This is a genomic window from Cellulophaga sp. RHA19 (assembly GCF_002813425.1).
Classification (GTDB): domain Bacteria; phylum Bacteroidota; class Bacteroidia; order Flavobacteriales; family Flavobacteriaceae; genus Cellulophaga.
In genome coordinates, this window is sequence record NZ_PHUL01000001.1 from 372,959 (window position 1) to 395,558 (window position 22,600).

16 protein-coding genes are annotated in these 22,600 nt (G+C 33.9%); 13 read left to right on the top strand and 3 right to left on the bottom strand.

Features of this window, described 5'->3' with window-relative positions; translation table 11 throughout:
• Window positions 1–3 precede the first annotated feature (3 nt).
• Window positions 4–456, bottom strand: a complete 453-nt coding sequence (locus AX016_RS01650; RefSeq protein ID WP_232732583.1) for a hypothetical protein — start codon at window positions 454–456, stop codon at window positions 4–6.
• A gap of 325 nt (window positions 457–781) precedes the next feature.
• Here AX016_RS01650 and AX016_RS01655 point away from each other — a divergent pair, with 325 nt between their 5' ends.
• The 12 genes from AX016_RS01655 (at window position 782) to AX016_RS01710 (ending at window position 17,923) form a co-directional block, all read left to right on the top strand.
• Entirely contained in the window at window positions 782–1,666 is an 885-nt protein-coding gene (locus AX016_RS01655) for an AraC family transcriptional regulator (protein ID WP_100893947.1), read from the top strand.
• Between the two features lie 118 nt (window positions 1,667–1,784).
• Complete coding sequence (locus tag AX016_RS01660) at window positions 1,785–3,089, top strand: GntP family permease (protein WP_100893948.1); 1,305 nt, start codon at window positions 1,785–1,787, stop codon at window positions 3,087–3,089.
• Window positions 3,090–3,252: 163 nt separating this feature from the next.
• Window positions 3,253–4,263, top strand: a complete 1,011-nt coding sequence (locus AX016_RS01665) for an L-rhamnose/proton symporter RhaT (RefSeq protein ID WP_100893949.1) — start codon at window positions 3,253–3,255, stop codon at window positions 4,261–4,263.
• A gap of 74 nt (window positions 4,264–4,337) precedes the next feature.
• The gene (locus AX016_RS01670; protein WP_100893950.1) at window positions 4,338–5,504 is read left to right on the top strand and encodes a mandelate racemase/muconate lactonizing enzyme family protein; all 1,167 of its coding nucleotides are present in this window, start codon (window positions 4,338–4,340) and stop codon (window positions 5,502–5,504) included.
• The gene (locus AX016_RS01675) at window positions 5,479–6,927 is read left to right on the top strand and encodes an aldehyde dehydrogenase family protein (protein WP_100893951.1); all 1,449 of its coding nucleotides are present in this window, start codon (window positions 5,479–5,481) and stop codon (window positions 6,925–6,927) included. The genes AX016_RS01670 and AX016_RS01675 overlap by 26 nt, the downstream gene beginning before the upstream one ends.
• The gene (locus tag AX016_RS01680) at window positions 6,927–7,874 is read left to right on the top strand and encodes a 2-dehydro-3-deoxygalactonokinase (protein WP_100893952.1); all 948 of its coding nucleotides are present in this window, start codon (window positions 6,927–6,929) and stop codon (window positions 7,872–7,874) included. The genes AX016_RS01675 and AX016_RS01680 overlap by 1 nt, the downstream gene beginning before the upstream one ends.
• Window positions 7,864–8,508 (top strand): bifunctional 4-hydroxy-2-oxoglutarate aldolase/2-dehydro-3-deoxy-phosphogluconate aldolase, encoded by a 645-nt coding sequence (locus tag AX016_RS01685; RefSeq protein ID WP_100893953.1) that lies wholly within the window; start codon window positions 7,864–7,866, stop codon window positions 8,506–8,508. Before AX016_RS01680 ends, AX016_RS01685 begins: the two co-directional genes overlap by 11 nt.
• 23 nt (window positions 8,509–8,531) lie before the next feature.
• Window positions 8,532–10,589: a DUF5696 domain-containing protein gene (locus AX016_RS01690; protein ID WP_100893954.1), complete on the top strand. Its 2,058-nt coding sequence runs from the start codon at window positions 8,532–8,534 to the stop codon at window positions 10,587–10,589.
• 25 nt (window positions 10,590–10,614) lie between these two features.
• Window positions 10,615–13,845, top strand: coding sequence for a glycoside hydrolase family 2 TIM barrel-domain containing protein (locus AX016_RS01695; RefSeq protein ID WP_100893955.1), 3,231 nt, complete (start codon window positions 10,615–10,617; stop codon window positions 13,843–13,845).
• Between the two features lie 16 nt (window positions 13,846–13,861).
• Complete coding sequence (locus tag AX016_RS01700) at window positions 13,862–14,182, top strand: hypothetical protein (protein WP_100893956.1); 321 nt, start codon at window positions 13,862–13,864, stop codon at window positions 14,180–14,182.
• A 152-nt stretch (window positions 14,183–14,334) separates the two neighbouring features.
• Complete coding sequence (locus AX016_RS01705; RefSeq protein ID WP_100893957.1) at window positions 14,335–15,789, top strand: sulfatase; 1,455 nt, start codon at window positions 14,335–14,337, stop codon at window positions 15,787–15,789.
• A 28-nt stretch (window positions 15,790–15,817) separates the two neighbouring features.
• Complete coding sequence (locus tag AX016_RS01710) at window positions 15,818–17,923, top strand: glycoside hydrolase family 127 protein (protein ID WP_100893958.1); 2,106 nt, start codon at window positions 15,818–15,820, stop codon at window positions 17,921–17,923.
• Window positions 17,924–18,003: 80 nt separating this feature from the next.
• Here the strand turns inward: AX016_RS01710 and AX016_RS01715 are convergent, their stop codons facing one another.
• Both AX016_RS01715 and AX016_RS01720 read right to left on the bottom strand, forming a co-directional pair.
• On the bottom strand, window positions 18,004–20,184 hold the full coding sequence (locus tag AX016_RS01715; RefSeq protein ID WP_100893959.1) for a xanthine dehydrogenase family protein molybdopterin-binding subunit: 2,181 nt from the start codon (window positions 20,182–20,184) through the stop codon (window positions 18,004–18,006).
• Window positions 20,185–20,186: 2 nt separating this feature from the next.
• Window positions 20,187–20,645, bottom strand: a complete 459-nt coding sequence (locus AX016_RS01720) for a (2Fe-2S)-binding protein (RefSeq protein WP_100893960.1) — start codon at window positions 20,643–20,645, stop codon at window positions 20,187–20,189.
• A 294-nt stretch (window positions 20,646–20,939) separates the two neighbouring features.
• Here AX016_RS01720 and AX016_RS01725 point away from each other — a divergent pair, with 294 nt between their 5' ends.
• On the top strand, window positions 20,940–22,592 hold the full coding sequence (locus tag AX016_RS01725) for a sulfatase (RefSeq protein ID WP_100893961.1): 1,653 nt from the start codon (window positions 20,940–20,942) through the stop codon (window positions 22,590–22,592).
• The last annotated feature ends 8 nt before the right edge of the window (window positions 22,593–22,600 follow it).

Genomic DNA, 22,600 nt, shown 5'->3' on the forward strand with positions numbered 1-22,600 from the left:
TTGCTATTTGGTATTTATTACTAACGGAATTCTAAACTTAGCTTTTACAGGAATTCCTCTTTTTAGAGCTGGTTTTAACTTTGGTAGGCTTTTAATACCACGAGTAATTATACCATTAAAACCTGGTATTTGACTATTAACAATAGAGTCTTGTTCTATATGCAAAATAGAAATTAAACCCTTGTTATCTATTAATACATCTATGCGTATGGTATCTTTTATTTTTCTATCTAAAACAAACTCAAAATCCCCTAAAATCTCCGAGTAATGTAACAACAACATCTCCTCAAAACACTTTTTTTGAACTTCTTTTGAAGCGAGTTCATCACACCCTTCAAACAACGGAAATTGATCTATAGCATTCCAATCTATACCTCCCATTTCTTGTTCTATTATCTTCTGAGTTTTTTCGGCTCTAGAATCAAAAAAATCGCAAGAAACACAAAGAAATATCATAAGAATTAAAGCTGCTCTTTGCATAAAAACTGAATTCTAGGCGAAATTTACAATTTTTTAATCAAGTGAACAGCATAGTCACTAAATTAGAATCGCAATACAAGCTCTCATTCACAGGCAACAAACAAGTGGCAACACCTTTTAAACACCCTAAAGAATAGTTTTTTCTAGTTAAAACAACATAACAAATTACCACACCTAACCACCTAACACTATTTTACCTAAAATTTTAATTTTTAAATTATTTAAGGTTAATTTTCTATATTTATGATCTAATCAAAAGAAAACAACCTCCTGTTTTTTAAGATTTTAATACTATCTTACTATGAAATTAACGTATAAACAAACAGAGAAAAGACCCGAAAATTCTTTTCTTGCTCGCCAAGACAGAATGCCTTGTATAGAACAAAATTGGCACTTTCATAAAGAGCTAGAGTTAATTTATTTTATTAAAAGCACAGGCACTAGATACGTAGGTAACTCTATTGGAAATTTTGCCCCAGGAGAACTATATTTAATAGGAAGCAACGTTCCTCATCTATTTAAAAATCATAAAGAATATTATGCGGACAAACTAGAAGATGAAGCCGTAGATTTAATTGTTATTAAATTTGAAAACGATTTTCTTGGTTCAGATTTTTTAGATTTAGCAGAAGCAAAAAGACTACAAACTCTTTTTCAGAAAGCAAATATGGGACTGCAATTTTCTAAAGCTGCAACCTACCTTGTACACAACCACATCCTTGGATTAGTAGGAAATCAAGGTCTTTCTAGAATTATTGGATTACTAAAAATACTAGATATATTATCTGTTAGCGAAAACTACAAACCACTATGCACAGAGGTTATAACAAACACATACAACAAAAACGAAAAAGATCGTATGGCAAGAGTAATTACGTTCTTAACTGAAAATTTTGACAAAAAAATAGAACTAGAAGAGGTATCTTCAATTGCTTTTATGACTCCAAATGCATTTTGCAGATACTTTAAAAAAAGAACTAAAAAATCTTTTACACAATACCTTAATGAAATTAGATTAAGACACGCTTGTAAATTATTAATTGAAGGAGAAATGCAAATCTCTACTGTCTGCTACCAATCTGGCTTTAATACTTTAACAAACTTTAATAGGCAGTTTAAAACCTTAATGAAGGTTACACCATCTGAATATATGGAAAAATACAACCAAAGAATATCTGCATCATAAGCTAATAAAAGCACACACTTTAAAAAGGTATAATAATGCTACTATTAGGTAAGAGTGCGATATCAAAAATCATTTCTTGCTATTATATTTGATCCATTAAAAAACAAACATCTTACTTATGTCTGCCCTAATTATATTAATAATCTGCATTATTTTATTAATTGTAACTGTTACCGTTTTTAAAGTACACCCAATACCAGCGTTACTTGTTTTTGGACTCATATTGGGGTTAGCAACAGGAGAATCTGTTACCGTTGTAACCGAAAGCTTACTAAGCGGATTTGGCAACACATTAAAATGGATTGGTTTAATTATACTTTTTGGAGCTTTACTAGGAGAAATATTATCTAACACAGGCGGGTCTGACGTTATTGCCGATAGTATCATTGGTTTATTTGGCACCAAATACCTACCCTTAAGTATGGCTGTTATAGGTTTTTTAATAGGAATTCCTGTTTTTATGGACGTTGCCTACTTAACTTTACTACCAACATTACATGTTTTATCTAAAAAGTCTGGACACTCTATTTTAGTACTTGGCTTATCTTTAGCAATAAGTCTAACAGTTGCTCATGCACTAATACCCCCTACTCCAGGACCACTAGCAGTTGCAGCAGCTTTTAACATTAATGTAGGCACAATTATTCCACTAAACGTTATAGTTGCTATTGCTGCAATACTAGGAGGCTTAGCTTGGCTAAAATTTAATAAAAAAAACCTTCAAATAACTAACAAAATAGATAACAGCAAACTAAATCAAACTAAAAAAAAGGTTCTAACAGGCTATAAAAAAACACTCCCTTTTGCCGCATTATTAATTCCGTTACTTTTAATGTCTATTGGCACTATTTTCAAAGAAGAAAACCAATTAATATCGTTTATAAAAAATCCTATTTGGGCCTTACTAATTGGTATTTTATTTGCATTACCATTACTTGGAAAAAAGAATTTTTCAACCAAGCTAAACAATTACTTTAATACTGCAGGGTCTAAAACCGCTATTGTTATTTTAATTACAGGAACTGGTGGTGCATTTGGTCAAGTTATAAAAGATACTGGTATTGTTAGCGACCTATTTACAAGCACAGACTCAATTTCATCTATGGGTATAATTGTGCCATTTGCACTAAGCATGCTGTTTACAACAGTTACAGGATCTATAACTGTTTCTTTAATAACAACAGCATCTATTGTTGCCCCATTAATTAGTAACGGTACTTTAGAACCTGCCTTTACTACAGCTGCAATTTGCGCAGGCTCTTTAGGAATTATTCACGTAAACAGCAGCTTCTTTTGGTTGTTTAAAGAAATACACCAAGTATCTGTACCAAAACTCCTAAAGTCATTTAGCTTACTTACTGCTATTGTTTCTTTATCTGGCGGATTAATGGTATTTATTGTCTACATACTTACTAGAAAATAAAACAATTGTCAATTTTGTGCTTATAGGGTAAAATAATGCTGCTCTAAGGTAAAATTCTTCAATATGTACGTTTAATATTAGGGTTTCTTTGTGTAACAAGGATGAAGAACCTATTACCAACACACACTTCATCCAAATCAACTAACACAAAAACCACATAATAATGGACACATACACGCTAGCAATTATACTTGTTGTATTTGCAAGTTTTTTCCAAGGAACCTTTGGATTAGGAATGAAATATATAGCACCACTAAAATGGGAAGCTTGGTGGTTAGTACAAGCATTTATTGCTATGATTTTTGTTCCTGTAATTTGGGCATTAATTGTAATTCCTGATTTATTTAGTGTATTGGCCAATGTAGACGCTAGCACTTTTTGGACAGCCTCTCTTTATGGTTTTTTATGGGGAATTGGAGGTATACTTTTTGGAGTAAGTGTAGAAAAAACAGGAATCTCTATAACCTATGGTATTGTAATGGGATTAGCAGCATCTATGGGATGTATTATTCCTCTATTTCAAATTGACGGCGCTTTCTCGCAACCATCTTTCCCAATTATATTAGTAGGCGTAGCTCTGCTATTAGTAGGCGTAGGTATTACCGCAATAGCTGGCGTTAAAAGAGATAAACTTAAAGGCAATAATGAGTCATCTACCAATAAATCTATAAAACTAGGCGTATTAATTGCTGTAGCTTCTGGCGTATTATCGGCTTTTTTAAACGTAGGTTTTTCTAATGCTGCTCCTGTTGCAAAAATAGCAGTAGACAGTTATGGTACTAGTGCACAAAATGCAAGTTTAGCGTCTTGGGTAGTTGTTTTAATTGGAGCATTTGCTATGAACGGCGGTTATGCTATTTACAGACTTGCTAAAAATAAAACTTGGAATTCTTTTAAAGTAAAAAATAGCAAAAAAGCATATATGTGGGCTATTGCCACAGGTATATTTTGGTTTGCCGCTCTTGGTGTTTATGGCCAAGGAGCTGCTTTAATGGGAGATTTAGGTCCTGTTATTGGATGGCCAATTTTATTAGGTTTAGCATTAATAATAAGTAACATTTGGGCATATAGATCTGGAGAATGGAATAATGCCAAAGGCCCTTTTAAAATTCTTTTAGGCGGACTAGCTGTACTTATTTCTGCTATTTGCATTTTAGGATACGCAAACTACTAAAACAAACCAATTAACTATAAAACACAGTTCTAAAGCCGTTCTGCTTTTTTACTTGAAAAAAAATCCAATTTGGTATGAAAATTAAACACATAGAACCTTACGTAATCAGCCACGAGTTGGATACTCCTTTTTACTTTTCTCAATGGCAATACAATACAAGAAAAATTTGTCTTGTAAAAATAACCTTAGAAGATGGCACCTATGGCTGGGGAGAGGGTTATGGCCCAGCAGGTGTAATTAAAGCCGGTATAGAATTTTTTACTCCTTTTCTTATAGGAAAACAAGCCATTGAAAACGAAGTTTTATGGCAAGAAATGTACCGAAGATCTATGGATTATGCCCGAAGCGGAAGCTTACAAGCCGCATTAAGTGCAATAGATGTAGCGCTGTGGGATATAAAAGGTAAACTACTAAATAAATCTGTAGCCGTTTTATTGGGCGGATTAAAAAACCCTACCATACAACCTTATGCAACTGGACTATATTTTACAAGAGTAGACAATTTAGAAAAAGTACTTACTGAAGAAGCAAAGCTTTATAAATCTCAAGGTTTTAAAGCCATTAAAATGAAAGTAGGCTTAAGCATTGAGGAAGACGTAAAATATGTAGCAGCCATACGCAAAGCAATTGGTAATGATGTTAGACTAATGATTGACGCAAACCACGCATATAGCTACCAAGAAGCAATAGAACTTTGCCGAAGAGTAGAAAAATACAATATCTCATGGTTTGAAGAACCAGTTTCTCCTGAAGATTATAACGGCTACAGAAGATTAAGAGAAAACACTACAATACCAATTGCTGGTGGCGAGTGTGAGTACCTAAAATTTGGATTTAAAAGGCTACTAGAAAAAGAGTGTGTAGATATTGCACAACCAGACATTTGTGCCTCTGGAGGACTGACTGAAGCAAAAAGAATTGCAACCCTAGCCCAAGCATTTAACAAAGATATTGTACCACACTCTTGGGGAACTTGGATTGCCATTAGCGCTGCTGCACATTTTGTAGGCAATCTAGATAAAAATCCGGGAAGAATGTATAACGACCTACCAACTATGGAATTAGACAGGTCTGAAAATGCATTGAGAGATATAGTTACAAAGTGTGACCTTACCGTAAACAACGGACTATTGTGCGTTCCTAACACCCCTGGTTTAGGCGTAGATGTAAATATGGATGAATTAGAAAAATACCTTGATAAAGAAATACATCAAAATGAAAAAAGATTTAAAATTCGGTAATAAAAAACTATATATAAATGGCGAATTAAAAGATGCTTCTAACGGAGCGTCTTTTGATGTAATATGTCCTGCCGATGAAAAACCAGTAGCTAATATTGCTTGGGCTAGTAAAGAAGACACAAAATTAGCGCTACAGACTGCCGAAGAAGGATTTAAACACTGGTCTAAACTACCATTAAAAGAACGTTTAAACTGGATAGATAAGCTAAGAAATAAAATACTAGAAAAAAGCGACTTACTACGCAGTAGTATTATGCATGAAATGGGGAAAACTTGGGAAGGAAGCGAGGAAGACCTTACAAGTATCACCAATTCTCTAGAATATTACTCTAAGGAAATTACTAAACGCCATGACATAAAAATTGAAGATAAAGAAGGTTCTCACGAACATAAAATTGTTTCACAACCTCTTGGTGTTGCTGTAGCCTTTTTGGCTTATAATTTTCCTTTACTAAATTTAGGTTTTAAACTAGGTCCTGCGTTAGCTGCCGGTTGCAGCATTATACTTAAACCATCTGAATTTTCACCTTTATCTGCATACATTATAGGAGAAATTTGTCACGAGATTAATTTTCCTAAAGGTGTTGTTACTGTTATTTGTGGTGATGTATCTGATGTTGGCATTCCGCTATGCGAAAGTAAAATTCCACGTTTAATAACAATGATTGGCTCTACAGAAACTGCACAAAAATTAATAGAGCAAAGCAGTAAAACTTCTATAAAAAGATACAGTATGGAGTGCGGTGGCAATGCTCCTTTTATTGTTTTTGACGATGCAGATTTAGAACTTGCAATAAATATTGGTGCCGCATTAAAAGTTGGCAATACAGGACAAATATGTGTTGCTCCAAACAGGTTTTACATTCACACTTCTGTTATCAAAAAATTTACAGAAGGCATTGTAAACAAATTTAAAAGTACAACCATTGGTTTTGGCAAAGAAAATAAACCACAAATGGGCCCCTTAACCAACAAGCAATCTGTAAACAAAGTACAAAGCATAGTTACAGAAGCTGTTAACCAAGGGGGAGAAATACATTATGGCGGCAAAGCAATAGACCAACCCGGTTATTATTTTGAGCCTACAGTAATAACATTTAAAGACTCTAACCCAGAAATTTTACAACATGAAATTTTTGGTCCTGTAGCACTAATTGTTCCATTTACAACAAAAGAAGAAGTTATAGAATTAGCAAACAATACAGATGCCGGTTTGGCATCTTACGTATTCTCTAAAAACGATGAAACTCTTGCTTATTTTTCTAGCAAATTAGAGTTTGGAGAAGTACAACTTAACGGTGTAAAATACGATATTTATTTACCTCACGGCGGTGTAAAAAACAGCGGAATTGGTGTAGACTGCTCTACATATGCTCTAGATGATTATCTAATTAAAAAAAGAGTTTCTAAAGCACTAAACTAATGGCAGCACCAGATTATTTTATTAGTTGTGATTGGGGAACATCTAACTTTAGGTTACGTGTTGTAGAAACAGCTACGCTTAGTATTGTTGCTGAACATAAAACAGACTGTGGAATAAAATCTCTCTATGAAAAATTCTTAAAACAAAGAGATAAAGAACAAACACAGTTTTTTGCAGACTACCTTAAAACACAAATTTTACTTTTACCCAAAAAGTATCAAAACTATATTATAATTGCGGCAGGTATGGCCTCTTCTAACATTGGTTTATTTGAGCTTAATTATGCCGACTTTCCTTTAAATACAAATGGCAAAAATTTAATTTGGAAACACCTAGTTTTTAACAACAACTTAGAGGTATTGTTAATCTCTGGAGCCAAAACAAATTTTGGGATGATGCGTGGTGAAGAAGTACAAGCAGTAGGGTTAGAACAACAACTAAACCCTTATAAAAAAGGAATTCTGTTATTACCTGGTACGCATAGCAAACACCTAACATATGATAACGGAATTTATACGCATCTAAAAAATTATATGACAGGTGAGTTATTTGAAGTGATCTCTAAAAAAAGCATCTTAGCAAACTCAGTTAATCTAAACTCTTCAACTTTAATAATAACTTCTTTTTTAGAAGGTGTACAACTTGGGCTAAAAGGACAATTAAGCGCTAGTTTATTTTCAATTAGAGCAAAGGATTTACTTCAAACATCAACCAAAGAAGAAAACTTTTATTTTTTAAGCGGACTCCTTATTGGTGATGAAATTAGCTATCTAAAAAATAATGAAGAAAACATATTTTTAGTAGCACCCGATCCTGTTTTTAGTTTATATAAAATTGCGTTACAACAAATTATAACACAAGATCAATTAATTCTTTTTAATGATAAAACATTAGAAAATGCACTTTTAATTGGCCAAAAGAAAATACTACTTCAATATGAAAACTAAACATCCTTTTAATTGGAAATCACATAGTAAAGCACCAATTGTAGGTATTGTACGAGGATTACCCTTAGATACTGTTATTAGCATTGCAAACGCATATGTTTTGGCTGGTTTATCTACTATAGAAATTACTATGAACACCATTGGAGCTTCAGAAATAATTACAGAAATAAGAAACAAGTTCCCAAATTTAAATGTTGGTGCCGGTACAGTTTGCTCTGTAGAAGATTATAATAATGCTATTGCAGCAGGTGCGCAATTTATTGTAACCCCTGTAATTAATGAAGAAGTTATAAAAAAAGCTGTAGCAGATGACGTTCCTATTTTTCCGGGCGCTTATTCTCCATCAGAAATCTACAAAGCTTGGTCTTTGGGAGCTTCTGCCGTAAAGATTTTCCCTGCAACGCAGCTAGGTCCTACTTTTGTTAAAGATATACTAGCACCTTTAAATAATATAAAAGTACTACCTACTGGTGGTGTTACTAAAGAAAATATTGCTTCGTTTTTTGCCGCAGGTGCTACTGGTGTTGGTATGGGAAGCTCCTTATTAAACAAAGAACTTATTAAACAAAACGATTTTAATGGTTTGGCAGAACATTTTAAAAACATTAAAGCAGAGATTAAAGCATATTTATAATTGAGAACTATAAAAACCAAACTATGAAAATTATTGAAAAAATACTCTTAACCTGTGCTATCCTATTGGTACACTCCAGTTTTTTACACGCTCAAAAAGCAATAACACTAGAAGATAGCAACGTAAAAATTACCGTAGATGGTACTACAGGTAACTTTACTGTAATTGAAAAAACTTCTGGTCAAATATGGAATCCAGATCCTTGGGAAAATGCTGCTGGTTTACTAACACTTACAGATAGTAAAAAAACTAAGCAAACAGTAAATATATCTAACAGTAAAAAAATAGAACTTACCAAAAAAGATAAAAATACGGTTGTAATAACATTTACCAATCCTGCTTTTAGAGATGGCTCTATAGCTAAAGATGTAACACTACAAACTAAATTAAGTTTAGATCCTAAAACATCTAAACTAAGAGCAGAAATTATAAGCTACAAATCTAGCAATCATAAACTAATAAATCTAAGGTATCCATCTCGCTACTTTAGCTTAAAAACAGATAAAGATATAGGTGCCGCTGTCATACCACAAAAGCAAGGCATCATCTGTCCGTCTTATATTTTCCCTATGAATGGTGGTCGTTTTTGTAAATGGGATGATACCACATATAATAATAAATCTATAGGTACTTTAGAGCTTTTTAATAACGGTACAGGCTTATCTATGCCATGGTGGGGAACCTACAATAAAAAATCTGCAGTAGTTGGTATTATTGACAAAGACGTAAGACCAAAATTATTTTTTAACATTAATAATAACGGTCAGTACTTATTTAATGCAAAGGGTAAAATGTCTAACTACCAAAGAGTACAGTTTTTAGATCCCGTATGGGACATATCAACACCTAACCAAACAATTGGAGGCATAACTTACTCTTTTATTCCTAAGGGAGATTATGTAGATATGGCTAAAGAATACAGAAAAGAAGCTAAAAAACGTGGTCATTTTGTTTCTTTAAGAGATAAACTAGCAAGAAATCCAGATGTAGATAAACTGCCAGGCTCTATCTACTTTGGTATTTATGGTGGCTACCCTCATTATGTAAATATGCCAGGTATGGCTTTTACTTTTGATGATTTAAAAAATATGATTACTACAATACACGACACTCTAAAAGTAGACAATGCTTTTATACACGCCTGGGGAACTTTCTCTAACTACGTACCTAACAACTGGCCAATAAGTGAAGAACTTGGTGGTGTTAAAAAACTTAAAGAAGCGGTAGATTTAACTAACAAATATGGTTACTTATACTCTTCATACCACTCCTACTCTGCTCTATTAGAGAACGATCCAGATTTTTCTACCGAATTTATGTGGAAAGATGCTAACGGTAAATTACAAGAAACTAATAGCAGATGGGCACGTGTAGATAGTAAATACCAATTAGGTTTGGCAAAAAAACACATCACTGAAGAAATAAAAGCATTAAACTTAAAAGCAGATATTACAGATATTACGTTTGCTGCATATAGAGAAAAAGGAAAAGAAGGGCGTATTGCTCTTGCCAAATACATAGACTCTTTAAACCTTGTAAACGGAACAGAACACGGCCAAGAAGCTTGGATTCCTTATTTTGATATGTTTGAAGGCTTAACTTATCTTGGCAATCCTCCACTTTCTACTATTTCTAAAAAGGCTCCACTTTTTAATCTTGTATACCATGATGCTATTGCTGTTTTTGGAAAAATACAAGATCCAGATAACGAGGTTACTAACAATGGTGATTTTAGAATAAAGTCATTACGCAGCATACTTTTTGGTAGAGGAACAACTATTTTCTTTGCTCCGTATGAGTTTGACGGTATGTCTAGTATGATTAAAATGGCTAACAAATTAGTAGCTCCAATACACAAAGAAACATTTTATGCCGAATTAGAAAGTCACGAATACTTAAGTAAAGATTTTAAAGTGCAACGTACAAAATTTTCTAATGGAACTACTGTAATTGTTAACGTAGGTAATGTAGACCAAAAAATAGAAAACGGACAAACAATTCCTGGTTATGGCTATTATGTTACCAGAGAAAACGGAGAAATTAACAAAGGAAGCTACCAAGTTAGTTTGTTAGAAAACTAATTACTAAGGCATTTTAAGCATTTTTATGAGACACGGATTAACACTTGTGCTTTTACTTTTTGTAGTTGCGCAAAGCGTAACAGCGCAAAATGATTGGGAAAACGAGCATATTTTTGAAATAAATAAAATGGAGGCTCGTGCTGCTAGCTATTCTTATAATAATGAAAATGATGCCTTAAAAGGTAACAGAGAAACAGCCAAAGTAAAGTCTCTAAATGGTATCTGGAAATTTAAATACACAGCTAAATCTATAGATAGACCAACAGATTTTGTTGCTACAAATTTTAAAGGTGATGACTTTGTAGATATCCCAGTTCCATCTAACTGGGAATTAAAAGGGTACGGGCAACCCATTTACACAAATATTACGTACCCTTTTACACCCAACATACAAGACCCTAACTTAAAGTATGATTGGAAAGGACCACAACCTCCAAAGCCTCCTAAGATTTATAGAGATAATCCTGTTGGTAGTTATTATAGAGATTTTGAGGTTCCTAAAGAGTGGAATAATCAGTCTATAATATTACACTTTGGTGGAGTTTCATCTGCATTTTATGTTTGGGTAAATGGTAAAAAAGTAGGCTACAGCCAAGGAAGCCGTTTAGCTGCCGAATTTGACATTACTAACTACATAAAAAAGGGAGTTAAAAATAGAGTTGCCGTTCAAGTTTTTAGGTGGAGTGATGGCAGCTACTTAGAAGATCAAGATATGTGGCGACTAAGCGGCATACACCGTGAGGTTTTATTATTAGCACAACCAAAAATTGCTATTAATGATTTTTATATAAAAACCAAGTTTGATGCTAATATTGAAGATGCAAAATTACAAATTAGACCTAAAGTTTGGGTTAAAGAAAACCAAGATAATTTAAAAGGCTATACTGTTACAGCTATGCTATATAATACAGATAATAAAAAAGTACTAAACAAAGACTTATCTGTAAACGTAGACAAAATTTACAACGAACGTTGGCCACCTAGAGACATCCCTAAATTTGCTTTGTTAGAGGCTAACATTAAAAGGCCTAACAAATGGTCTGCAGAAAACCCGTACTTGTATACCGTTGTTTTAACCGTTAAAGATCCTAGTGGAAATGTAGTAGAATCTAGAAGTCAAAAAATAGGATTTAGAACTGTAGATTTTAGTGCTAAAAATGAGTTATTAATTAACGGAAAGCCTTTAAAGATTATGGGTATAAATAGACATGATCACCATCCAAAAAATGGAAAAGCACTAAGCAGAGCAGATTTACGTAAAGACGTAGAGCTACTAAAACAGTTTAATTTTAATGCAGTACGCACATCCCACTACCCAAATGATCCTTATTTTCTAGAACTTTGTAATGAGTATGGCATTTACGTAATGGCAGAAGCCAATATAGAATGTCACCATTTAGGCAGTTTTATACCGTATTCACCTTCTTGGGCAGCTCCTATTTTAAGCAGAGTGTACCGTATGGTAGAGCGCGATAAAAACAACCCTAGCATTATTTCTTGGTCATTAGGTAATGAGTCTGGTACTGGTCCGGCTTTTGCAGCAGCAGCATCTTGGGTCAGAGATTATGATTCGTCTAGGTTTATTCATTATGAAGGTGCACAAGGAGACCCAAATAATTCTGCCTATATAGAAGACGCTGGTTACAAATCTAACAACTGGCCATCTATGGCAAACCCAACAGACCCTGCATTTGTGGATGTCATTAGTAGAATGTACCCAGATCAATCTCAACTAGAAAACCTTGCAAACAGTGCATACATAAACAGACCTATAATTATGTGCGAGTATATGCACGCTATGGGAAATTCTATGGGCGGTTTAGGTGAGTTTTGGGATATTATTAGAGCTAAACCAAACTTAATTGGCGGTTTTATTTGGGATATGGTAGACCAAGGATTAGAGAAAAAAGATCCAAATGGCAATACCTTTTACGCTTATGGCGGCGATTACGGAGAAACTCCTAATGACCATAACTTTTGTATTAACGGTGTTTTTGCCTCAGACAGAACTCCAAATCCACACGCTTGGGAAGCAAAATATGTTTTTCAACCGGTTGCTTTTGAGGCTGTAGATTTACAAAATAAGCAAGTACGAATTATAAATCGTTTTGCCTTTACAAATTTAGACAAGTACGTTATTAAATGGGCGTTATCAGAAAACGGAAAAGAGCTTCAATCTGGAGAACTTCCAAAACAAGATATTCCTGCATCGTCATCAGCAATAGTCACAATACCATTCAACAATAAAAAAACTAACCCTAATTCAGATTACTGGCTACGTATATCACTTCACGAAAAAGCAGATCGCTTATGGGTTAAAAAAGGGTATGAAATAGCTAAAGAACAACTGCTATTACAGGCTAAAAAATCTATTCAAAATTACACATCAACCTCTAACAAAAATATCAACGCTTTAGAAAGCAACGATGCTTTTACTATTACTGGTTATAATTTTACAGCAGTTATAACCAAAGACAAAGGGTTGTTAACATCGTACAAAATTAAAGGTATAGAACAAATAACTTCTCCTTTAAAACCTAATTTTTACAGACCACCAATAGATAATGACATAAGAGGAGCCAGCAATAAAGTTTTAAAAAAAGGGCGCCAATTTTGGAAAAACATAGCAGACAATATTAAAACCTCAGAAACAAAAATTAGCTCTAAAAACAAAAAACGCATTACAGTTACAGCCAATCAATTTGTGAGTAATAAACTTAGTTTTAACACCAATTATACATTTTATAGTGATGCAACAATAGCCGTGAATTTTAATGTAAAAGCAGACACAACTTTACCAGAACCAGTTAGAATTGGCTTAACAATGGGCATTAATAAACAACTGAAGAAAACCGCTTATTATGGCAATGGCCCGTTTGAAAATTATAGTGATCGAAAACGAAATTCTGAAGTAGGAGAATACCAATCTAAAACAGATGCTATGTTTACAAATTATGTTTTACCACAAGAAAACGGAAACAGAACAGAAACACGCTGGCTAAAACTAACTAACAACCAAAAAACAGGCTTAGAAATTACAGGAAATCCTGAATTTAGTTTTTCAATTTGGCCGTACTCTGCAAATAATATAGAGATGGCAAAACATCCATTTGAATTAAAAAAAGAAGATTTCTACACACTTAATATAGATTATAAGCAAACAGGATTAGGTGGCACTTTATCACATTTACTAACAGAATACAGGCTTAAATCTGGTGAATACAGTTTTCAGTTTTTAATTAAATCGATTAAATAACATTTATAAAAAAAATATGGAATACAAGTTTAGTCATATTGGAATACCAACTACAGAAGAAAAAGAATGGGACGGTTTTTACGAACCAGGAAAAATACACTACACAGAGTTTGATAAAGACGAGTACAATATAGAATGGGTAAAATTTGATGCTGATAGCCCAATGCCAAAGTTAATGCGCACCATACCACACGTTGCTTATTTTGTAGATAATATGGAAGATGCCTTAAAAGGTAAAGACATTTTAGTTGATACTTTTTCTCCTGGAGAAGGTGTACGCGTTGCTTTTATAAAACACAACGGAGCTCCTGTAGAATTTATGGAGGTAAAAGAATAACTCTCTACCCGTAAATAACTCCATTTTAATAAAAATCTATTACTGTAGAGTTAAAATAATGTTACAACAAGGTAATTTGCTTTAATCATTTTACCTTTTTTTTCTTTTAATTTGTTGTAATTCACTCATTACTAATAGTGAAACACATACAAATGAAGAAAAGTATTATTTATCTATTATTAACTTTTATTGCTGTACACCTACAAGCGCAAAAACAACCAAACATTGTTTTCTTATTTTCTGATGATGCTGGTTATGCAGACTTTGGTTTTCAAGGCAGTAAAATAATGAAAACTCCAAACCTTGATAAGCTAGCAAAGTCTGGAGCTAAATTTACCCAAGGCTATGTTACAGATGCTACCTGCGGACCATCTAGGGCCGGCTTAATTACAGGTAAATACCAACAACGTTTTGGATACGAGGAAATTAACGTTCCTGGCTATATGAGTGCCAATTCTAAATTTTTGGCAGATGACATGGGCTTACCATTAGACCAGTTAACAATTGCAGATTACCTAAAAAAATTAGGGTACAAAACTGCTATGTATGGCAAATGGCATTTAGGCGATGCAGACCGTTACCACCCAACTAAGAGAGGGTTTGATGAGTTTTATGGTTTTAGAGGTGGTGCGCGTAGTTACTTTGGCTACAATGATGTTTCTAAAGCCAATTTAGACAACAGAATGGAAAGAGGTTTTGGCAACTACCAAGAGCCAACCAAATACGTAACCGATGCTTTGGCAAACGAAGCTGTTTCGTTTATTCAGAAAAACAAAGACAATCCTTTTTTTATATACTTAGCTTTTAATGCTGTACATACACCAATGCAAGCAACAGCAGAAGATTTAGAAAAATTTCCTAATTTATATGGCAAACGAAAAGAGCTAGCTGCTATGACATTAGCACTTGACAGAGCTTGTGGCAAAGTAATAAACAAATTAAAAGAACTTGGTTTAGATAAAAACACAATTATAGTTTTCTCTAACGACAATGGCGGACCAACAGATAAAAATGCATCTTTAAACTTACCATTAAGTGGCACAAAATCTAACCATTTAGAAGGCGGAATAAGAGTGCCTTATTTAATAAGTTGGCCAAAACAAATAAAGTCTAAAACGGTATACAATTACCCAGTTAGCACTCTAGACTTACTACCTACTTTTTACGCAGCAGGAGGTGGAAAAACTGAAGACTTAAAAGACATAGATGGCGTAAATCTTTTGCCATATATAAATGGTGAAAATAATGCTAGACCGCATAATACCTTATTTTGGAAAAAAGAAGTAAGACTTGCCTATAGAGAAGGCGACTGGAAATTAATACGTTTTGCAGACAGACCAGCAGAGTTATATGATTTATCTACAGACACTGCAGAACTAAATAATATTGCTTTTAAACATCCAGAAAAAGTAAAATCTATGTTTAAAAAAATGTTTGAATGGGAGTCTACATTACAACGACCACTTTGGATGCTAAAAAGAAGTTTTGAAAATTACGACATTGACCGTATGGATAGGTACAGAACTCCCGAAAAAGTAAAAAAAGAGATGCAACAGTACAACTCTCCAATAAAAGAGAAACGTCAATTTGAAAAAAACAACAAATAACAAACTAACTTATACTCAATTTTAAAATATGAAACAATTTACACTTATAGCCTTTAGCGCTCTGGTTCTTTCCTCTTGCGGACAGGATAAAAAAGCAAAGATTCCGGAAGCAACTGCAAATACAGAAAGTAAAGATCTAGCTCTAAACTTAGATCCTAACGCAGGTATTATAAATAATGCCAATAGTCCGCATGTTGCTTTTAAAAGTATAGATATGGGAGATTGCCAATGGACAGAAGGTTTTTGGGCAGATAAATTTAAAATTGCCGAAACAAAAATGGTTCCCTATATGCGAAGTTTACTAACTGGTGATACTGGCCACGCATTAAACAACTTTAAAATTGCTGCTGGCTTAAAAGAAGGTGAACACAAAGGTATGCATTGGCACGATGGTGACTTTTATAAGTTTATGGAAGCCACAATGTATGTTTATGCACAAAATAAAGACGAAGCTTTATTAAAAGAAATAGATAGTTATATTGACATCATTGGAAAAGCACAAGAAAAAGATGGCTACCTACAGACTCAAATTCAGTTAAAAGATGATCGTTCTAGGTATGAAAACCGAAAGTTTCATGAAATGTACAATTCTGGACACTTATTAACTAGTGCTTGTATTCATTACCGAATTACGGGTCAGACTAACTTTTTAGATATAGCTGTTAAACACGCAGATTTGTTACACTCCTTATTTATGACAGATGATGAGCGATATGGTCGTTTTGGTTTTAACCAAACACAAATTATGGGCTTAGTAGAATTGTACAGAACAACAAAAGACAAACGCTATTTAGAGTTAGCAGAGAAATTTATTAACAACAGAGGATCTTATAAAGTTGCAGAAACACCAGAAACAAAAGGATATCCTATTGGAGATATGGTGCAAGAGCGCACACCTTTACGTAAATCTGATGAAGCAGTTGGCCACGCGGTTTTAGCCTTGTATTATTATGCCGGAGCTGCAGATGTTTATGCAGAAACAGGAGAACAAGCCTTAATTGATGCTTTAGATAAATTATGGATGAATGTTGCACTTAAAAAAATGTACGTAACCGGTGCTGTTGGTCAAACTCACTACGGAGCATCAACTAATAGAGATAAGATTGAAGAAGGTTTTATAGACGAGTACATGATGCCAAATATGACTGCATATAATGAGACTTGCGCCAATGTGTGCAACTCTATGTTTAGCTATCGTATGCTTGGCGTACACGGTGAATCTAAATATGCAGATATTATGGAAACCGTATTATACAACAGTGCATTATCTGGTATTAATTTAGAAGGAGACAGGTATTACTACGCTAATCCACTTAGAGTAATTCACGGCTCTAGAGACTATGACAAAATGAACACAGAGTTCCCAACAAGACAAGCTTATTTAGACTGTTTTTGTTGTCCTCCAAACCTAGTTCGTACAATTGCAAAAGTATCTGGCTGGGCATATAGCAAATCTAAAAATGGTATTGCTATAAACCTTTATGGTGGTAACACATTAAAAACAACACTTGCTGATGGCTCTAAGTTAGAGTTGAAACAAGAAACAGCTTACCCTTGGAATGGAGATGTAAAAATAACAATGCAAGCCTGTAAAAGCACTCCTTTTGATGTGCTTGTTAGAATTCCGGATTGGGCAGAAAACACAAAAGTACTAGTAAATGGCAAAGAGATTAACGCTACTGTAAAAGCTGGTGAGTTTACTACTATTACCCGACAATGGAAAAAAGATGATGTAATACGTGTTGCAATGCCATTAGATATAAATTTTGTAGAAGGTCATGAACGTATTGAAGAAGTACGTAACCAAGTAGCCATAAAAAGAGGTCCTCTTATATATTGTGTAGAATCTGCAGATTTACCTAAAGACACTAGTATTTTAGATGTATTTATTAAAGGTGATGCGTCCCAACTAAAATCTGAGTACAGGCCAGACTTTTTAGGTGGAGTATCTGCAATAACAGGAAACGTTTTACTACGTAAGGATGCTAGTAAGGCAGATAAAATGTATCACAAAGTAAAAAAACCAGAGTGGAACACTTACAATACAACCTTTGTTCCTTATTATGCTTGGTCTAACAGAAACAATGAAAAAGAAAGTGAAATGACTGTGTTTTTACCAGTTGTTTGGGAATAAATAACACGTTAGTTTTTATTAAAAAAGGGGATAAGTTGTACAACTTATCCCCTTTTTATATTTTAATTAAATATAGGTAATTACACTAACTTATGATCTTTTAATGGTAAACTTCTATACCTATCTCCTGTTGCTTTAAAAATTGCATTAACAATTGCTGGCGCAATAACAGGTACTCCTGGCTCACCAACACCCGTTGGTTTTTCATTATTTTCTACTATTTCTACATGAATTTTTGGTGCTTGTGGCATACGTAACATTTGATAATCACCAAAATTGGTTTGTTCTATGGCACCATCCTTAGCCGTTATTTTACCATAGAAAGCTAAAGACATACCAAAAATAGCAGCACCTTCCATTTGTGCAATAATTGTATTTTTATTTACAGCCAAGCCACAATCTATAACAGAATGTATGTTGTGCACTTTTACTTTATTATTTATAACAGACACCTCAACTACAGAAGCCACATAAGATAAAAAACTATAATGTACAGCAAGTCCCATTGCATGACCTTCTGGTAACTTTTTACCCCAATCTGCATTTTTAGCAGCCTGTTTTAGCACGTGTTTTAAACGAGCAGTATCATATTTATATTCATTTTTTGTATCTTCAATACGGTCACTACCAATTAAATTTAACCTAAACTCTAACGGATCTACTCCTGCCTCATTAGCTAATTCATCAGCAAAAACATTTATTGCAAAACCGTGCGGAATATTTATAACAGAACGCATCCAACCTATTCTAACGTGTGCTGGCGCTTCACCGGTTTCTACTTGCATATTAGGAATTTCAAAAGGTACATTAGTTGCACTTGAAGCTTCAAACGGAGCAGGATGCAAAATACCAGGAGAAAATGTAGAACCTATAGATGGTAATGCAAAACGATGCAACCAACCTGTTACTTTTCCGTCTTTATCTAAACCACCTTTCATATATTGTGCAGCTACGGTATGGTAATATCCGTGTTTTACATCATCTTCTCTTGTCCAAACAACCTGTACAGGAGCATTAATTGCCTTAGAAATAGCTGCTGCTTCTACCACATAATCTGGTTTAGATTTTCTACCAAAACCACCACCTAAAAATGTCACATTTACAGTAACATTCTTTTCGTCTGTATTTAAATAAGCACTAACCTCAGTCCTTGTACGTTGTGGCTCCTGTGTTGGTGCCCAAATTTCACAATTATCACCTTGCACCCAAGCAACAGCATTAGGCACCTCCATTGGCGTATGTACCAAATGTGGCAGTTGGTAGGTACTTTCTATTGTTTTAGATGCTTTTTTAAATGCATCATCTACATTACCAACAGACTTAGCAACCTTACCTTTTTTATGTACGTTAGCTGTTAACTCTTCCATATAAGCATCTGAGTTATAACCTTTGTTATCACCCAAATCCCACTCTACTTTTAAAGCCTCTTTACCTTTAAAAGCTGCCCAAGTATTTGTAGCAACAACAGCCACACCACCTAAAGGACCAAAAGGTTTTTCTACTCTAGGAATTTCTACAACATCTATAACACCTGCAATTTTTAAGGCTTCAGTTTTGTCAAAAGACTTTACTGTACCAAAAGTAACAGGACAACGTTTTATTGCCGCAAATTTCATATTATCTAAACGCTTGTCTAAACCAAAAATAGCGCTTCCGTTAGATAAGTTTTCTACATCCTTACTTGGTAAATACTTACCAATATATTTAAAATCTTTAGGATCTTTTAAAACAACATCTTTGGGAACCTCTATAGTTTTTGCTACCTCTACAAGTTCTCCAAATCCTATTTTTTTACCACTATTACTTATAACAAAATGGTTTTCTGCTTTTAATTCTGATGCAGGAACCTCCCATTTTTTAGCAGCAGCAGCAATTAAAACTGCTTTTGTAGCAGCACCAATTTTACGCATTTCTTCATACAAAAGACGTACACTTTTAGAGCCATCTGTATTTTGATCGCCATATTTAGCATCACCTACAGCTTGTTTAATACTTACTCTATCCCAATCTGCCTCCATCTCATCTGCAATAACAGACGTTAGAGAAGTACGTACACCTTGTCCCATTTCTGATCTTGATGCTACTAAAATTAGGTTACCATCAGAATTAAGCTGAACAAATAAATTAGGATTAAACTCTATTATTTCTTTTGGCTCACAACCTGTAAAAAGCGTTGTACCAGAAGCTATTATTAAACCTCCTGAAGCCAAACCTAGACCTTTTAAAAAACTTCTACGACTCACATTTTTAACATCCATCATAACTAGCCTTTGTTTTTTAATTCAACAGAATGGTTTATTGCCTTTTTTATACGCGGATATGTACCACATCTACATATGTTACGCACCATTGCATTATTAATATCTTCATCAGACGGGTTGCTATTACCATTTAACAAAGCAGTTGCAGTTATTAATTGTCCAGATTGGCAAAATCCACATTGTGGTACATTATGTTCTGCCCAAGACTTTTGTAATAACTGAAGGTTTTCTGTTTGCCCCTCTACTGTAATTAATTCATTTTCTCCCACCGCAGAAACAGGTAATTGACAAGAATTTACAGCATTGCCGTCCATTAAAACCATACAAGCACCACAAAAACCTTTACCGCAACCAAATTTGGTTCCAGTAAAACCTATAATATCTCTTATTGCCCACAACAAAGGCATATCCGGATCTACATCTATAGTATGTATTTCTCCATTAATTTTTAGCTTGGTCATAAATCTTAATATTTAGTTTTGTAAAGATGTCTATGTTTTAAATTTACACAAAAATAAGTAGAACAATGCAGCGTAAAGACTGTATTAACACTTTATTTTAACACAGATAAAAGATACTAATTTATAGCAACAAAGCTTTTATTACCTCTAAAAACTAAACATACACCCTAAAGCACTTACAAAGAACATAAAAAAGGTAAAATAGTGTATGCTATAGATAAATTATAAGCATATTAAATTGCTACTTTTAAGTTCTTTTGATAGTATCAAATATTAACTTTTCTGAAGCAAATAATGAAATACGCACCAATAATACTTCTACTTTTTATTATTAGTAGTTGTCAATCTCAAAAAGAAAACAAAAAGCAAGTAAAGCAAAAGCCCAACATTTTATTTATTGCTATTGATGATTTACGCCCAGAACTTGGTACGTATGGCTCTAAAATTGCACAAAGTCCAAACATAGATGCCTTGGCAAATACAGGCTTACAATTTAACAATGCCTATTGTCAAGAAGCTATTTGTAGTCCGTCTAGAGCTAGTTTAATGACAGGAGCCAGACCAGAAAGCATTAATGTAATAGAAAACTTTACCTATTTTAGAGATGCCAATCCAGATATAGTAACACTACCCCAACAACTATGGGCTAATGGATATGAGACAGTGCATACTGGTAAAATTTTTCACGGAAAATATAATGATCCTAAGTTATCATGGAGCAGAAAACCAGTACCGCATAGCGTATTGAGCGGTGAAAAAAAGCCAAAATTTGGCTTTAAATTACCCGAAAATATAAAAATGCAAAAAGAAAATAGCGCAGCTATGATTGCTAAATATGGCAAAAATGCATTGCGTAATGGACTAGGAAAAGGTCCTGCTTATGAATTTGCAGACTACCCTGATAATACATATGAAGACGGTTATAACACAGACTTAGCAATTGCTACATTAAAAGATATGCTGCGTAAAAACCCAGACAAACCATTTTTTTTAGGTTTAGGAATGAAAAAGCCACATTTAGATTGGCAAGCTCCAAAAAAATATTGGGATTTATACAATGAAGATGATATAAAGTTAGCTGCACAAAAAAATGCTCCAAAAGACGGTGCAACTATGGGTTTACACGCATCATTTGAATTAAGAGCAAGAGCCGATATTCCTAAAAAAGGTGGTATTAGTGACGAGCAAGCTATAAAATTAAAGCATGCATATTTGGCTTGCGTTAGTTACATAGATGCACAAATTGGACGTATGTTAAAAGCGTTAGATGAATCTGGACAAAGAGATAATACCATTATTATTTTATGGAGTGATCACGGTTGGCATTTAGGAGATATGGGCATTTGGGGAAAAGCAACTAATTATGAAATTGCCACTAGGGTACCTTTAATTATCTCTGCTCCTAGTATGTCTAAAAATATTAGAGGTACAAAAACAGATGCCCTAGTAGAACTTGTAGATATGTACCCTACTCTTTGCGACTTGGTAGATGTTGCAGTACCTAACACTGTAGAAGGACAGAGTTTTAAACCTCTTTTAACCAACCCTAAACAAGACTGGAAAACAGCCGTTTTTAGTCAGTTTCCTACGCCCGCATTAAGAGAATGGGCTGCAAACCCGCTGTCTAAAGGAATGAAAGAAACTTCTTTTGGTCCTTTAATAGAAGAAGTAGAGGCTAAAATTAAAAAACAGCAAGGAGATAAATGGAATAGAGACCTATTTGAAAATAAATTAATGGGCTACTCTATGCGCACAAAAAACTACAGATTTATAGTATGGAAAGATTATACTAACAAAAATGCTGAGCCTATTTTTATAGAATTATACGATCATATAAAAGACCCAACAGAAACTATAAATATTGCGAAAGAAAACCCTGAACTAGTAACTAAGTTATTAGCTCAATTTAATAAAGGTTGGAAAGGAAACTTAGCACAACTTAACTAATCTTAATT